Origin of the sequence: Massilia sp. METH4 (genome assembly GCF_037094685.1) — a bacterium.
Taxonomy (GTDB): Bacteria; Pseudomonadota; Gammaproteobacteria; order Burkholderiales; family Burkholderiaceae_D; genus Rugamonas.
This window is the reverse complement of sequence record NZ_CP146614.1, coordinates 1113997-1129198: the sequence shown is the minus strand read 5'-3', so window position 1 is coordinate 1129198 and position 15202 is coordinate 1113997. Positions and strand designations below refer to the sequence as shown.

General features: G+C 62.7%; 16 protein-coding genes and 1 pseudogene. 10 read left to right on the top strand and 7 right to left on the bottom strand.

Annotated features, from left to right (window positions below; translation table 11 throughout):
- Positions 1 to 530: 530 nt before the first annotated feature.
- The 4 genes from sucC to V6Z91_RS05005 all read left to right on the top strand — a co-directional run bounded on the left by sucC (position 531) and on the right by V6Z91_RS05005 (position 4135).
- Positions 531 to 1700, top strand: coding sequence for an ADP-forming succinate--CoA ligase subunit beta (gene sucC, locus V6Z91_RS05020; protein WP_338767456.1), 1170 nt, complete (start codon positions 531 to 533; stop codon positions 1698 to 1700).
- Positions 1701 to 1713: 13 nt separating this feature from the next.
- Positions 1714 to 2595: a succinate--CoA ligase subunit alpha gene (gene sucD, locus V6Z91_RS05015; protein WP_338767453.1), complete on the top strand. Its 882-nt coding sequence runs from the start codon at positions 1714 to 1716 to the stop codon at positions 2593 to 2595.
- Positions 2596 to 2861: 266 nt separating this feature from the next.
- Complete coding sequence (locus V6Z91_RS05010) at positions 2862 to 3452, top strand: FHA domain-containing protein (RefSeq protein ID WP_338767450.1); 591 nt, start codon at positions 2862 to 2864, stop codon at positions 3450 to 3452.
- Between the two features lie 200 nt (positions 3453 to 3652).
- The gene (locus V6Z91_RS05005; RefSeq protein WP_338767447.1) at positions 3653 to 4135 is read left to right on the top strand and encodes a pilin; all 483 of its coding nucleotides are present in this window, start codon (positions 3653 to 3655) and stop codon (positions 4133 to 4135) included.
- 57 nt (positions 4136 to 4192) lie between these two features.
- On the opposite strand, the gene V6Z91_RS05000 is transcribed toward V6Z91_RS05005, so the two are convergent.
- The 3 genes from V6Z91_RS05000 to moaC form a co-directional block, all read right to left on the bottom strand.
- On the bottom strand, positions 4193 to 4900 hold the full coding sequence (locus tag V6Z91_RS05000; protein ID WP_338767444.1) for a flagellar brake protein: 708 nt from the start codon (positions 4898 to 4900) through the stop codon (positions 4193 to 4195).
- A gap of 142 nt (positions 4901 to 5042) precedes the next feature.
- The gene (locus V6Z91_RS04995; protein ID WP_338767442.1) at positions 5043 to 5429 is read right to left on the bottom strand and encodes a hypothetical protein; all 387 of its coding nucleotides are present in this window, start codon (positions 5427 to 5429) and stop codon (positions 5043 to 5045) included.
- 76 nt (positions 5430 to 5505) lie between these two features.
- Positions 5506 to 5991: a cyclic pyranopterin monophosphate synthase MoaC gene (gene moaC / locus V6Z91_RS04990; RefSeq protein ID WP_338767440.1), complete on the bottom strand. Its 486-nt coding sequence runs from the start codon at positions 5989 to 5991 to the stop codon at positions 5506 to 5508.
- A 22-nt stretch (positions 5992 to 6013) separates the two neighbouring features.
- Here moaC and V6Z91_RS04985 point away from each other — a divergent pair.
- Positions 6014 to 6778: pseudogene (locus tag V6Z91_RS04985) on the top strand (M48 family metalloprotease); the annotation flags it as partial.
- Between the two features lie 889 nt (positions 6779 to 7667).
- Here V6Z91_RS04985 and V6Z91_RS04980 read toward each other — a convergent pair.
- The 4 genes from V6Z91_RS04980 to V6Z91_RS04965 form a co-directional block, all read right to left on the bottom strand.
- A complete protein-coding gene (locus V6Z91_RS04980) occupies positions 7668 to 8306 on the bottom strand; it encodes a DUF2946 family protein (RefSeq protein ID WP_338767438.1) in 639 nt (212 codons plus the stop codon).
- A complete protein-coding gene (locus tag V6Z91_RS04975; protein ID WP_338767435.1) occupies positions 8299 to 9291 on the bottom strand; it encodes an alpha/beta fold hydrolase in 993 nt (330 codons plus the stop codon). The genes V6Z91_RS04980 and V6Z91_RS04975 overlap by 8 nt, the downstream gene beginning before the upstream one ends.
- Before the next feature lie 82 nt (positions 9292 to 9373).
- Entirely contained in the window at positions 9374 to 9793 is a 420-nt protein-coding gene (locus V6Z91_RS04970) for a nuclear transport factor 2 family protein (RefSeq protein WP_338767432.1), read from the bottom strand.
- Between the two features lie 29 nt (positions 9794 to 9822).
- Positions 9823 to 10014, bottom strand: coding sequence for a zinc-finger domain-containing protein (locus V6Z91_RS04965; RefSeq protein WP_130187406.1), 192 nt, complete (start codon positions 10012 to 10014; stop codon positions 9823 to 9825).
- Positions 10015 to 10141: 127 nt separating this feature from the next.
- Here V6Z91_RS04965 and V6Z91_RS04960 point away from each other — a divergent pair, with 127 nt between their 5' ends.
- The 5 genes from V6Z91_RS04960 (at position 10142) to fba (ending at position 15159) form a co-directional block, all read left to right on the top strand.
- Complete coding sequence (locus V6Z91_RS04960) at positions 10142 to 10879, top strand: AzlC family ABC transporter permease (protein ID WP_338767417.1); 738 nt, start codon at positions 10142 to 10144, stop codon at positions 10877 to 10879.
- Positions 10872 to 11195 carry an AzlD domain-containing protein gene (locus V6Z91_RS04955; RefSeq protein ID WP_338767414.1) on the top strand — a complete coding sequence of 108 codons (324 nt, stop codon included), beginning with the start codon at positions 10872 to 10874 and terminating at the stop codon, positions 11193 to 11195. Before V6Z91_RS04960 ends, V6Z91_RS04955 begins: the two co-directional genes overlap by 8 nt.
- A gap of 85 nt (positions 11196 to 11280) precedes the next feature.
- Positions 11281 to 12483, top strand: a complete 1203-nt coding sequence (locus tag V6Z91_RS04950; protein WP_338767410.1) for a phosphoglycerate kinase — start codon at positions 11281 to 11283, stop codon at positions 12481 to 12483.
- 83 nt (positions 12484 to 12566) lie between these two features.
- The gene (pyk, locus tag V6Z91_RS04945; RefSeq protein WP_338767407.1) at positions 12567 to 14015 is read left to right on the top strand and encodes a pyruvate kinase; all 1449 of its coding nucleotides are present in this window, start codon (positions 12567 to 12569) and stop codon (positions 14013 to 14015) included.
- A gap of 79 nt (positions 14016 to 14094) precedes the next feature.
- A complete protein-coding gene (gene fba / locus V6Z91_RS04940) occupies positions 14095 to 15159 on the top strand; it encodes a class II fructose-bisphosphate aldolase (RefSeq protein WP_338767404.1) in 1065 nt (354 codons plus the stop codon).
- Positions 15160 to 15202 lie beyond the last annotated feature (43 nt).

Sequence of the window (15202 nt, the reverse complement as noted above, 5' to 3'; positions counted from 1 at the left end):
CTCTGGGCGCTCCCAAAGTCGTACGATCACTTTGCTATCCAGCCCCTGATCGGTGTGCTACACTTTTGTAGTTTTATGCAGCACCGCGGGTGCGGTGGTTGTCCGTAGAAGCTGCGGCAACGTACGAAATCAGTACATGGCTGCTTACTAATTTGGCCGCGCAAGCGGCATCGGTGTTATGTTCCTGTCAAATTCTTTCCGAAGTGCGCTTTCCCCACTGCGCGCCATGGACATCCGGGCGATCGCGCCTGGCGGTGAACCATGGGATTTGACCAGTCATCACGCCGACATCTCAGTCAACGACACCCTGCTGGCTTCCAAGATTCCGGTTGCCGCCAGCGCCACGCACCCGCATGTAACACGTTTCAACCCGACACCTGTCGCGCCATCGTCGAAGGGGGCGCGCCATTCGTCGGGTCTCGACCCACGCTGGGGGGCTCATGCCGCCACCACAGCCCAGGTGCCGCAAGACTGAAGCAGCAAAACATTTCAAACCCCATTTCATATTCAGCATCAGAAGGGAAGCCAGCATGAAGATCCATGAGTATCAAGGCAAAGAAATCCTCCGGAAGTTCGGAGTGACGGTTCCGCGCGGCATTCCGTGCATGTCCGTGGAAGAAGCAGTGAAAGCTGCCGAAACCCTGGGCGGCCCGGTCTGGGTGGTCAAGGCGCAGATCCACGCCGGTGGCCGTGGCAAAGGCGGCGGCGTGAAGGTCGCCAAGTCTTTGGCCCAGGTCAAGGAATACTCCGAACAGATCATGGGCATGCAGCTGGTGACCCACCAGACCGGTCCTGAAGGCCAGAAAGTACGCCGCCTGCTGATCGAAGAAGGCGCGGACATCAAGAAGGAACTGTACGTTTCGCTCGTGACCGACCGCGTTTCGCAGCGCGTGGTGCTGATGGCTTCCTCCGAAGGCGGCATGGACATCGAAGAAGTGGCTGAATCGCACCCGGAAAAGATCCACAACGTGATCATCGATCCGGCCGTGGGCCTGACCGACGCGGAAGCCGACGACGTCGCCCGCAAGATCGGCGTGCCGGAAGGTTCGATCGCCGACGCGCGCGCCAACCTGCAAGGCCTGTACAAGGCCTACTGGGAAACCGACGCATCGCTGGCTGAAATCAACCCGCTGATCCTGACCGGCGACGGCAAAGTGATCGCCCTGGACGCCAAGTTCAACTTCGACTCCAACGCCCTGTTCCGTCATCCGGAAATCGTCGCCTACCGCGACCTGGACGAAGAAGATCCGGCCGAAGTCGAAGCATCGAAGTTCGACCTGGCCTACATCTCCCTGGACGGCAACATCGGCTGCCTGGTGAACGGCGCCGGCCTGGCCATGGCCACGATGGACACCATCAAGCTGTTCGGCGGCGAGCCGGCCAACTTCCTGGACGTGGGCGGTGGCGCCACGGCCGAGAAAGTGACCGAAGCCTTCAAGATCATGCTGAAGAACCCGGGCCTGAAGGCGATCCTGGTGAACATCTTCGGCGGCATCATGCGTTGCGACGTGATCGCCGAAGGCGTGATCACCGCATCGAAGGCCGTTTCGCTGCAGGTACCGCTGGTCGTGCGCATGAAGGGCACCAACGAAGATCTGGGCAAGAAGATGCTGGCCGACTCCGGCCTGCCGATCATCGCCGCCGACACCATGGAAGACGCAGCCAAGAGCGTTGTTGCCGCTGCAGCCGGTCAAGCTTAATTAAGGAACCAACATGTCTATTCTGATCAATAAAGACACCAAAGTCATCACCCAGGGCATCACCGGCAAGACCGGCCAGTTCCACACCCGCATGTGCCGCGACTACGCGAACGGCAAGAACGCTTTCGTGGCAGGCGTGAACCCGAAGAAAGCCGGCGAAGACTTCGAAGGCATCCCAATCTTCGGTTCCGTGAAGGAAGCTGCTTCGGAAACCGGTGCAACCGTTTCCGTGATCTACGTGCCGCCCGCAGGCGCCGCCGCCGCGATCTGGGAAGCGGTCGAAGCCGAGCTGGAACTGGCGATTTGCATCACCGAAGGCATCCCTGTCCGTGACATGATGGAAATCAAGGATCGCATGGCCAAGGCCGGTTCGAAGACCCTGCTGCTGGGCCCGAACTGCCCAGGCCTGATCACCCCGGACGAAATCAAGATCGGCATCATGCCTGGCCACATCCACCGCAAGGGCCGTATCGGCGTCGTGTCCCGTTCGGGCACGCTGACCTATGAAGCCGTGGGCCAGCTGACCGCGCTGGGCCTGGGCCAATCGTCGGCAGTCGGCATCGGCGGCGACCCGATCAACGGCCTGAAGCACATCGACATCATGAAGATGTTCAACGACGATCCGGAAACGGACGCCGTGATCATGATCGGCGAGATCGGCGGTCCGGACGAAGCCAACGCCGCGCGTTGGGTCAAGGACAACATGAAGAAGCCGGTCGTCGGCTTCATCGCTGGCGTGACCGCGCCTCCGGGCAAGCGCATGGGCCACGCCGGCGCGCTGATCTCCGGCGGCGCCGACACGGCTGAAGCCAAGCTCGCCATCATGGAAGAATGCGGCATCAAAGCGACGAAGAACCCGTCGGAAATGGCTCGCCTGCTGAAGGCAATGCTGTAATTTCGGACGTTGTTCGATAATGACGGGGGCTGCGGCCCCCGTTCTTTTTTGTGGCTGGGGTGAGCTCCCTGCTGAGCTGGTCGCAATACAACACAGGGGCTGCCGGAGCGCCGTACCGCCCCGATTTTTACAACAGGGACAGTCCCCGAATTTTTACAACAGGGACAGCCGGAGCGCCGTACCGCCCCGAATTTTTACAACGCCGGGGTGCGGGACCGCCGTACCGTCCCGGACCTCGCAAACAGTTGGCTTCCGGAGGTGGTTGGTTGGCAAAAATCCTGATTTCCCGCGACGGGGTGCTGGAAAAGACCGTGCAGCTCACGAAGGAGCGCATGACGATCGGCCGCCACCCGCACAACGACATCGTGCTCGAACATCCGACCGTCAGCGGCGACCATGCCGCGATCACGACCATCCTCGACGATTCCTTCCTGGAAGACCTGTATTCCACGAATGGCACGTTCGTGAACGGCCAGCGGGTAAGCAAGCATCACCTGCGCCATGGCGACACGGTCAAGCTGGCGAAATACAGCATCGAATTCGTGGCGGACGGCATCCGCCCCATCAGCGGCCTTCCCGCTACGCCGGCCACGCTGCCGACGGCCCGCATCGAGGTGCTGAACGGCAGCAATGCCGGCCGGGTACTGGAATTGACCAAGATGCAGACCAGCCTGGGCCGCGCCGGCGTGCAGGTCGTGGTCATCAACCGCACGGAAGCAGGCTACGCCGCTGTCCATGCCGAGGGCGAGCGCATTCCGCTGCTGAACGATGCGCCGCTCGGCAAGTTGCCGCAGGCACTGGCGGACGGCGACGTGCTGGACCTGTCCGGCACCCGGATGGCGTTCCGGTTGGTCTGACGAAAATCGTCAGATGACGCTTTTTGCAGGTCCATGTGACAATCTACGAACATGCAAGTGACGAAAAATGTCACTGTTTCCTAACGGAACTGCCACAAACGGCGGATTTCGGGTAGGAAGCGGCGCAAACCGGGCTGGCACGCGGATTGCTCTACATCAATCATCCCAACCCGTTACGTTTCTTTTGAAGGAGCAACACCATGAAATCCATGAACCAGAAAGCCCAAGGCGGTTTCACCCTGATCGAACTGATGATCGTCGTGGCGATCATCGGCATCCTGGCTGCCGTGGCAATTCCGCAGTACAGCAACTACTCGACGAAGGCCAAGCTGGGTAACGCCGTGACCGCCGCCGATTCCCTGAAGTCTTCCGTTGCCCTGTGCATCCAGGAAGCTGGCGGTACCACGACCGATTGCGACACCGGCGCAAACGGCATCCCGACCTTCGCCGCCACCAAGGAAGTCGCTTCGGCCGCCGTGACCGACGGCACCATCGTGCTGACGCTGGCAACCGGCATCCACACCGATGTCGACAGCCGCACGATCACCTTCGCACCTGCAGTCACCGCCACCGCAGTGGGCTGGACCGTGACGACGAACATCGCCAACACCACCTTCGCCAGCGCACTGACGAAGAACAGCGCTCCGGCCGCTCAGCAGGCTCAGCAACAGGCACAGCAGTAATCTGCCTCCAGCAGTACAAGAAACCGGGCTATCGAGCCCGGTTTTTTTTACGGCTTCTTACACGATCTTTTGCCGATCCGCGATCATCGCCTGGTACGTCAGGTTCTGCAGCATCATGTAATGCCCCGGATCGACATCGATGAATTGCATGCCGTAGGCATACCTTGGCCGCCCATCCGCCGCCGCTTCCGCCGCACTGACATTCTTGATCGACGCCTTGACGGTGACGATCACCTGCCGCTTGTCCGGCTCCGTGAGCAGCGTGAACTGCACGACGACGGGTTCCGGCGCCTCGGGAATGGGCCGCTTCGTATGCATCAGCGCCCCCGAAACGCTCAGGTTGACGAGGAAGCCGACCTGCTCGTGCCCGCTCGCCGTCTTCACCTGCGCCGGAATATCGACCTTGACGCGCATCGCCATCCGCAGGCTGGTACCCTGGATCTGCTTGGGGAAGGCCACGTGCGCATACAGCAGCGGCCTGCCGAAGATGCGTTCGACGATGGTATCGAACGAGCACACGTTCACGCCGGAGAACACCCGCAAGGTCAGCTTGTCGCCCTCGTACAGCGCGATCGGCGCCCCTTGTTCGAACGGGATCTTGATGATCAGGTACTCATCCTTGACCCACCCGATCACGCTGGAAAAATTCTGCGCGGGGCGCAGTGCCCGGTGGGTGATGACCTGCAGCCGCATGCCGACTTGCAGGTTCATCTGGTCGAAAGTGTACTGTTGAGGTGTAAGGTCGCGCTGCGTGGGGCCTGACATTGCTTGTCCTGGTCAAGGTAACAGGACGATTATAAGATTAATTGCCAGAAGGGAATGACTTTCTGGCATAAAATAAAGTGTCCGGACCGAGCCAGCGTACGGCCTCGGGGGCGCGGTTCACGTGCGGCGACTGGTGGCCAGTTCACCCAAGACGAAAAAAACCGGCAAGCTCCGGCGTGAACGACACATTCGCTTCGCCCACCGAACCCACGATCCCCTTTCGGACGGCATCATTGGGCGTTCCATATACTTCCATGCTGCGAACCACGCAGTACTTCATGACCTCCGCAATGTTCGCATCCGATATTTGCCAGTGACGAAGAATCGCATCCGAATCCTGGTACAACTGAAAGCTGTAGCAGAGACCCTTCTCATCATCGATATACGTCTGGACCATCAGCTGTGGAGCGTGCTTCTGCGCAAACGCGACTGCGTCGACGACCGCTTTCTTGAAGTCATCCGCATGCTGGCGATCGAACGCCATCGTATTGCGCAGCAGAATCGGCCCAGTTGTCTTGTCGTTGCTCATTCGAACCTCTACTCTGTCAACAGTGGAGGAACTGCGTTGATCGATCTCGAACGGAATCCTTATGCCGGCTCATGGATCAAGCCGACCAATCCCCGCTCTTCCCACCATGCTTTTCCCGCACGCGGATCTCGCTCATCACCATCCCGCGATCCACGGCCTTGCACATATCATAAATGGTCAGCAACCCGACCTGCACGGCCGTCAGCGCCTCCATCTCGACCCCGGTCTTCCCATACGTCTCCACCTGCGCCCGGCAATGCACGGACGAATTGGCCTCGTCGGTCTCGAAATCCACGGTCACCCGGGTCAATGCCAGCGGATGGCACAGCGGAATCAGATCGCTGGTACGCTTGGCACCCATGATTGCCGCGATGCGGGCAATGCCCAGCACGTCCCCCTTCTTGGCGGTTCCCGATAGAATGATGGCCAGCGTTTCCGGTTTCATCCGGATGCTGCCGGTGGCGATGGCGATGCGGTGGGTTTCGGCCTTGGCGCCGACGTCGACCATGTGGGCTTGGCCGGTGGTATCGAAGTGAGTAAGTTCGTGGGTGAGCTCGGACATACGCGGCATACTTAGTGACTGAATGAACAGGTATCATAGCACCGTGAACGCCACCCGATTCCCCCGCCGCCTGCTGGCCTCCCTCGCCGTTTCGCTCGCCGTTTCGTCCTTTGCACCCGCCGTGCAGGCACAAGCGCCCACCAACGTGCCGAGCCTGCCGAGCCTGGGCGATACCTCGCGCGAGGCGCTGTCGCCCGTCATCGAGCGCAAGCTGGGCGAGGAAATCATGCGCGATATCCGCTTCAACCGCGATTACCTCGACGATCCACCGATCATCGATTACCTGAACACCCTGGGCAACACGCTGGTATCGGCGCGGCCGGGGGCGCGCGGCGAGGCGAACTACGATTACTTCTTCTTCGCCGTGCGCGACCCGCAGCTGAACGCCTTCGCGCTGCCGGGCGGCTTCATCGGCGTGCACTCGGCGCTGCTGCTCGCCGCGCAATCGGAGTCCGAGCTGGCGTCGGTGCTGTCGCACGAGATCGGGCACGTGGCGCAGCGGCACATCGCCCGCCAGCTGGGCGAGCAAAAGACCGATGCGCTGATTCCGCTGGCGGCGATGATCCTCGCGGCGCTCGTCGCCAAGGATAGCCCGGACGCGGCGATGGGCGTGATGATGGGCGGGCAGGGCGTGGCGATCCAGCGCCAGCTGAACTTCGGCCGCGAGGCCGAGCGCGAGGCGGATCGGGTGGGCTTCCAGATCATGGGCGCGGCCGGCTTTGAAACGAACGGCATGGTGGCGTTCTTCCAGCGCATGCAGAACGCCACGAAGATGTACGACACGTCGATGCCCTGGCTGATGAGCCACCCGCTGACGACGGAGCGCATCGCCGACATCCAGGCGCGCATCCGCGAAGCGCCTTACCGGCAGCGCGTGGATTCGCTGGACTTCTTCCTGGTCCGCTCGCGCGCCCGCGTGTTGCAGGACAAGTCCACCAAGGGCTACGCGGAATCGGAAGAATTCTTCCGCAACCAGATGGCGCAGCAAAGCCGCCACCAGATCGCGGCCGGCCAGTACGGCATGGCCTTCCTGGCCTTGCAGCGCGACGATTACAAGGGTGCCGAGAACTGGCTCGCCAAGGCGAAGGAAACGATCGAGCGCCCGCCGGCACCCGGCGCATTCAGTTCGCCGCTGCCGAAGGGGCTGTCGGAAAGCATCCTCGCCTACACGTCGCTGGAGATCAAGGTCGACCAGGAAAAGAATCCCGAGGTACTGGCGCAGGCGATCGCCGAGGGGGCGGCCGCGCATGCCAAGTTCCCGCTCTCGCGCGGCATCGTCTGGCAGTATGCCGACGCGCTGATCAAGGGCGGCAAGCCGGAACAGGCCGAACGCTTCCTGCGCGACCAGCTGCAGTCCTACCGCAGCGAGGCGGAATTGCAGGACCTGCTGGCCCAGGCTTATTCGAAGATGGGCAAGCTCGCCTTGCAGCATATCGCGCTGGCCGAATCGTATGCGCTGCTGGGCGGCACGATGGCCGCGCTCGACCAGCTGCAACTGGCGCGCAAGGCGCCCGACGCCTCTTTCTACGAGCACGCCGTGATCGACGCGCGCGAGCGTGAATGGCAGGCCAAGCGCCGCGAAGCGATGGGCGAGAAGGGCAAGGACAAGGATTTCGGCAGTGCCTCGTTGCGCGTCAGCGCCGGTTCCACTAGCAGCGCGGCGAAGGACGACCCGTTCAAGCGCCAAAGCTTGACCGATGAGGACAAGGAATGCGACGTCGCCCGGCCGGGCTGGGCGTTCTCCGGAAGCCGAATCGATCCGCTACAACGGCCCGATCCATTCGCTGCAACGGCACGGAACTGCCGCTGACGTGCAGGGCAGGGGCCAACCGGGCGTTCCCTTCGAGCCAGGCCAGCAGCGCTTCATCGCTCACACGCTGGCCATCGGCTTCCAAGGCGCTCAGGGCCTCGGCCACGTCCCGGTCGTCCAGCTGGGCGACGATCTCTCCGCTTTTCAAAATCAGTTCGCCAGCTTCGGTGATGAAGGCCGCGTCGACCTTCTCCAATGGCGCGCCCGTGTGCAGCACGAAGCCGTGGGCCGGATCGGTGCGGGCAACGAAGGGCGTGGTTTCCAGGTTCACGTACACACGCTGCGGACCGTTCTGGAAATACCAGTTGCCCTGTTCGTCCCGCTGGTAATTGCGGGCAATGAAGGCCACCAGCGCGGCATTGGTCAGCTTGTCGCCGGGGAGGGCATTGCGCTGTGCGTGTTCATCGCGCATGCGCCAGTTGCCGCGCGCATCGAGCGCAAGCCAGCCGTAGCAGTAGGGCACGTTCGGCCACTTGGCCATGGCCTGTTTGACGATATCATCCATGCGCCGAAGCTTCCCATAACGGTGCCGATTGCGGCGCGCCGATGCTGTGGCCGCCTTCCAGGAAATGGATCATCCGCCGGGGCAGCCACATCAGGTTGCCCGGCAGCCGGCCGGTGGCGAAGCCCACGTGGCCGCCTTCCTCCGGATAATCGAGCACTACATGCTTCGACGCATGGCGCGGCAGATGGATGCCCGGCAGGAAAGGGTCGTTCAGCGCGTTCAGCACGAGCGTGGGCACGGTAATGTCCGGCAGCACGTGCCTGGCGCTGGCGCGGTTCCAGTAATCGTCCGTGTCGCGGTAGCCGTGCAGCGGGGCCGTCACCACGTTATCGAACGAATAAAGGTCGCGCGCCGCCAGCAGCGCGTCCAGGTCGAACAGGCCGGGGAACTGCTTCAGCTTGGCCGCGGACTTGGGCTTGAGCGTTTGCAGGAACATACGCTGGTACAGGCGGTTGAAGCCGCGCGACAGCGCTTCGCCGCCCCGCGCCAGGTCCAGCGGCGCGGACACCGCGACGGCCGCCTCCACGAATTCCGCCTGATGCTGGGACTCCCCCAGCCAGCGCAGCAGCGCATTGCCGCCCAGCGAAACACCGCACGCGTAGAACTTGCCGGTCGCGCGCGGATGCAGGCGGCGCAGTACCCAGTCCACCTCGGCCGCGTCGCCCGAATGGTAGAAGCGGGGTGCCAGGTTCGGTTCGCCCGAGCAGCCGCGGAAATGGGGAATGGCGCCGGACCAGCCGCGGTCCATCAATTCCTTGCCGAGGGCGCGGCAGTAGTGGCTGTCCGACGAACCTTCCAGCCCGTGGAACAGCACCACGAAGGGCTTGCCCGGTGCGCCGTCGACAAAGTCGACGTCGACGAAGTCGCCATCCGGGGTATCCCAGCGCTCGCGGCGGAAGGGCACGGCCGGCTTGGGCAGGCAGGTGGCGGGGTAGATCGTCTGGAAATGGCCGTTGGGGAGCCAGAGGGGAGCTGGGTAGTTCATGGTGCTGGGCGTCGGTGAGGAAAACCGGTGTCCAACACTATTTTTCTGCGAAAAATAGTGTTGGACACCAAGCGCAAGCCGCTTAGTGAAGCACCTGGCTGTGTGTATCGCTGGGCGTGGGGCCCGGCGCGACCGACACGTGGTGCGCGACGATGCGCCAGCCTTTCGGCGTCTTCAGGTAGACATTGGTGGCGACCAGGTGACCCTGGTCGCCCCGCAGCACGGTGGTGCCTTCGACCACGGTGTGCACGGCGCTCATCAGATTATGCATCTCGTGCAGTTGCGTTGGCTGGATGTGTACGCCGCCATGCTCCAGCAGCATCTCGTACGACTCGCGGATGGCACGGTGGCCGAGCAGCCGCAGGCCGTTCGGCTGGATGCAGACGATTTCCTCGTCGTCCGCCCACAGCGCCATCAGCGCGTCCACGTCGGCGCGGCTCATCGCGTCGTAGAAGGCCGCTTCCACCTCGGCGGGGCTGCCGTTGTGCTGTTTCTTTGGCATGACGCCTCCGCCTCGTTCAGTGCATCAGATCAGTGGTGGCCGACCACGGTGCCCGGCTTCAGGCGATACGTGGTACCGCAGTAAGGGCACTTCGCTTCCTGGTTCTTGGCGAAATCCAGGAACACGCGCGGGTGCGAGGACCACAGCGGCATGGCCGGGTTCGGGCAGTATGCCGGCAGGTCCTTACCTTCGAGTTCGACTGGCGTGGTGGCTTGGGTCATCTTCTGGTGCTCCGGAGTTCAAAAAACACGATTTTAACGGATTAACACGTGCAACAAGAATCGCCAGTACAATGGCCGGCTGTTTACCGTACCGCACGTGTTTCCCGATGTGTGGCAACCGCACCACATGAACGACCAGGACCTTGCCACCCACGATGAAGCCGCCTGGCGCGATGGCGTCCGCACCGGCTTGCCCACGCTGTTCGGCATCGGTGCCTGGGGCGTTGTCGTGGGCGTTGCCATGATCAAGTCGGGCCTGACGCTGCCGCAGGCGCTGGGCATGACCCTGCTCGTGTTCGCGGGATCGGCCCAGTTGGCGTCGCTGCCGCTGATCGCCGCCAATGCGCCGGTCTGGGTGATTTTTGTCACCGCCCTCGTCATCAACCTGCGTTTCGTGATCTTTTCCGCGCTGCTCGCGCCCCATTTCGCCGCGCTGCCGTGGCGCAAGCGCCTGGGCCTGGGTTTCGTTTCCGGCGACATTTCCGTGGCGCTATACCTGCAACGCTATCCCGATCCCGAGCCTGCTCCCGGCAAGGTCTCGTTCCTGAAAGGGCTGCTGTATCCGAACTGGGCGGCGTGGCAGGCCGGCTCCGTCGTCGGCATCCTGGCGGGCAACGCCGTGCCTACGGAATGGGGCCTGGGCTTTGCCGGCACCCTGGCCATCATCTGCGTGCTGGTGCCGATGGTGGCGAGCCGCCCCGCGCTGTGCGGCGTGCTCGTGGCGGCCGGCGTGTCCGTGCTCGCCGCCGGCCTGCCTTATAAACTGGGTTTGCTGGCGGCCGTGCTGGTGGGTATGGCGACGGCGATGATCGTCGAGGAAACGGGCGACAAGCTGCGCCTGAAGAAGAAGGAAAGCCGTGTCTGACCTGGAAATCTGGATCGTCATCGGGTCGCTGGCGGTGGCCACCGCGATCACGCGCAGCGGCTTCTGGCTGGTCGGGCACAAGATCACGATCCCCCAGCGCGTGCAGGAAATGCTGCGCTACGCGCCGTCGTGCGCGCTGGCCGCGATCATCGGACCGGACTTGCTCACGGATGGCGGCGTGATGAACCTCGATCCACTCAACGCCAGGCTTCTCGCCGGCCTGGCGTCGGTGGCCTGGTTCGCCTGGCGCCGCCGCATGCTCGAGACCATCGTGTTCGGCATGCTGGTGTTCACGGCGCTGCGCTTATTTCACTAGCTGTTGCATATATGCTAATAAGGCCGGGCGCCCCCGGGCATGCGGTAAAATAGTGATTTTTCTACCACTTGTCCCTTTGGAAGCCATGTCCTTCATTCGTCTCCAGGATTTGATCGCGCAGAATGCGCTGCAAGGCAAGCGGGTGTTCATCCGCGCCGACCTCAACGTGCCGCAGGATGATGCCGGCAATATCACCGAGGATACGCGCATTCGCGCATCCGTCCCGGCCATCCGGGATGCCGTGAAGGCTGGCGCGAAGGTGATGGTCACCTCCCACCTGGGCCGCCCGACCGAGGGCGAGTTCAAGCAGGAAGACAGCTTGGCCCCGGTGGCGGCCCGCCTGTCCGAGCTGCTCGGCCAGCCGGTGGAACTGAAACAGAACTGGGTCGACGGTGCCGGCCTGGAAAACCTGCAGGATGGCCAGGTCGTGCTGCTGGAAAACGTGCGCGTCAACAAGGGCGAGAAGAAGAATGCCGACGAACTGGCGCAGAAGATGGCCAAGCTGTGCGACGTGTACGTGAACGACGCCTTCGGCACCGCCCACCGCGCCGAAGCGTCCACGCACGGCATCGCGAAATTCGCGCCCGTCGCCGCCGCCGGCCCGCTGCTGGCCGCCGAACTGGATGCACTGGGCAAGGCGCTGGGTGCGCCGGCCCGTCCGCTGCTGGCCATCGTCGCCGGCTCGAAAGTCTCCACCAAGCTGTCCATCCTGAAATCCCTGGCCGACAAGGTCGACAACCTGATCGTGGGCGGCGGCATCGCCAATACCTTCATGCTGGCCGCCGGCCTGAAGATCGGCAAGTCGCTGGCCGAACCGGATCTGCTGGAAGAAGCCAAGGCCATTATCGAGCTGATGTCCAAGCGCGGCGCGCAAGTGCCGATCCCGGTGGACGTGGTGTGCGCCAAGGAGTTCTCGCCGACCGCCGCCGCCACCGTCAAGGACGTGGCGGACGTGGCCGACGACGACATGATCCTCGACATCGGCCCGAAAACGGCCGAGCAATTGGCCGAGCAGATTGCCGCCGCTGGCACGATCGTGTGGAACGGCCCGGTGGGCGTGTTCGAGTTCGACCAGTTCGGCGAAGGCACGAAGACGCTGGCGCTGGCGATTGCCGAATCGAAAGCCTTCTCCATTGCTGGGGGTGGCGATACTTTGGCGGCGATTGCAAAATACGCCATTACCGATAAAATTGGTTATATCTCCACCGGCGGCGGGGCCTTCCTGGAATTCCTGGAAGGCAAGACCCTGCCGGCAGTGGAAGTGCTTGCCCAGCGTAGTGGGCAGTAATTAGAAAGAAGCGCAGCGCACCATCGCTGCGCTTTTCTCTTTCAACGACACGAGCTTCAACCACCTACTTCGAGGAACCCTCAATGTCCCGTGGCACCAAAATCGTTGCAACCATCGGCCCCGCTTCCACCGACCTGAACGTTCTGATCCGCATGATCCGCGCCGGCGTGGACGTGGTGCGGCTGAACTTCTCGCACGGCAAGGCGCAAGATCATATCGATCGCGCCAACCTCGTGCGGCAGGCGGCGGCGGAGTGCGGGCGGGAAGTGGCGATCATGGCCGACATGCAGGGTCCGAAAATCCGCGTCGGCAAGTTCGAAGGCGGCAAGATCGACCTGGCCAACGGCGACAAGTTCATCCTCGATGCGAAGTGGGGCGAGAACGGCGAACTGGGCAACCAGGAGCGCGTGGGTCTCGACTACAAGGCGCTGCCGAACGACCTGCGCGGCAATGACGTGCTGCTGCTGAACGACGGCCTGATCGTGCTGGTGGTCGACAAGGTCGTCGGCCATGAGATCTACACCACGGTGAAGATCGGCGGCGAGCTGTCGAACAACAAGGGCATCAACCGCCAGGGCGGCGGCCTGACGGCGCCGGCGCTGACGGCGAAGGACATGGAAGACATCAAGACGGCGATGAGCTTCCAGGCCGACTATCTCGCCATCTCGTTCCCGAAAAGCGCCACCGATATGGCGATGGCGCGCCAGTTGGCCAATATTGCCGGCGAGCCGTACGGCCACAAGCCGCAGATGATCGCCAAGATCGAACGCGCGGAAGCCATTCCTGCGCTGCAGGAAATCCTCAATGCCTCCGACGGCATCATGGTCGCCCGCGGCGACCTGGCCGTGGAAGTGGGCAATGCCGCCGTGCCCGCGCTGCAAAAGCGCATGATCCGCATGGCGCGCGAATCGAACAAGTTCGCCATCACCGCCACGCAGATGATGGAATCGATGATCTTCAACGCGGTTCCCACGCGCGCCGAAGTGTCCGACGTGGCCAACGCCGTGCTCGATGGCACGGACGCCGTGATGACTTCCGCCGAAACCGCGTCCGGCCGCTACCCGGTCGAAACGGTGGAAATGATGGCCGCCGTGTGCGTGGATGCCGAACAATCCGAATACAACAAGCTGGACGCCGACTTCCTCAATGCGCGCTTCACCCGCATCGACCAGTCGATCGCCTACGGCGCCCTGTTCACCGCGCACCACCTGCGCGTGAAGGCGATCGTGGCGCTGACCGAATCGGGCTCCACGCCTCTGTGGATGAGCCGGCACAATATCGACACGCCGATCTTCGCGCTGACGCCTAGCGTGTCCACGCAGCGCAAGGTATCGTTGTACCGCAATGTGCGCGCGCACTACCTGGTGCAGCAGGGCACCAGCCGCGAAGTATTGAAACAGGCCGAAGACCTGCTGGTCGAATACGGCATCGCCAAGAAGGGCGACATGATCGTCGTAACCTGGGGCGAGCCGATGGGCAAGGTCGGCGGCACGAATGCACTGAAGATCGTCAAGATAGGCGAATTCTCATAAAAAATTCTGGCCGGCGCGCTGGAGCCAAAGGGAGCTCGCGTACTGGCCGCATCGGTTTTTATTTGATTGGAGTACTACCATGTCCCTCGTATCCATGCGTCAACTGCTGGACCACGCCGCCGAACACGGCTATGGCTTGCCGGCATTCAACGTCAACAATCTGGAACAGGTGCAGGCCATCATGGCTGCCGCCGACGCCGTCAACAGCCCGGTGATCATGCAGGCTTCGGCCGGCGCCCGCAAATATGCCGGCGAAGCCTTCCTGCGCCACCTGATCGACGCGGCGGTGGAAGCCTACCCGCACATCCCCGTGGTGATGCACCAGGACCACGGCCAGTCGCCTGCCGTCTGCATGGCCGCGATCCGTTCCGGCTTCTCGTCCGTGATGATGGACGGCTCGCTGGAAGCGGACGGCAAGTCCGTCGCTTCCTATGAATACAACGTGGAAGTGTCGCGCGAAGTCGTGAAGTTCGCCCACTCGATCGGCGTGACCGTCGAAGCGGAACTGGGCGTGCTGGGCTCGCTCGAAACGATGAAGGGCGACAAGGAAGACGGCCACGGCGCGGATGGCACGATGACCCGCGAACAGCTGCTGACCGACGTGAACCAGGCTGCCGACTTCGTCCAGCGTACCCAGTGCGACGCGCTGGCGATCGCCATCGGCACCTCGCACGGCGCCTACAAGTTCACCCGCAAGCCCACCGGCGACATCCTGGCGATCGACCGCATCAAGGAAATCCACGCGCGCATCCCGAACACGCACCTGGTGATGCACGGTTCCTCGTCCGTACCGCAGGAACTGCTGGCGATCATCCGCGAATTCGGCGGCGACATGAAGGAAACCTATGGCGTGCCGGTAGAAGAGATCCAGGAAGGCATCCGCCACGGCGTTCGCAAGATCAATATCGACACCGACATCCGCCTGGCGATGACGGCGGCGATCCGCAAGTTCATGTTCCAGAACCCGTCCAAGTTCGACCCGCGCGACTACCTGAAGCCGGCCCGCCTGGCCGCGGAAGAAGTCGTGAAGGCCCGTTTCCTGGCATTCGGCTGCGAAGGCCGCGCCTCGCAAATCAAGCCGATCCCGCTGGAAAAGATGGCGGAACGCTACAAGGCCGGTGAATTGGCGCAGATTGTGCAGTAAAATCCTGTCTTTCGGGCGGAATTCGAACGAATTCGCGCCCGGA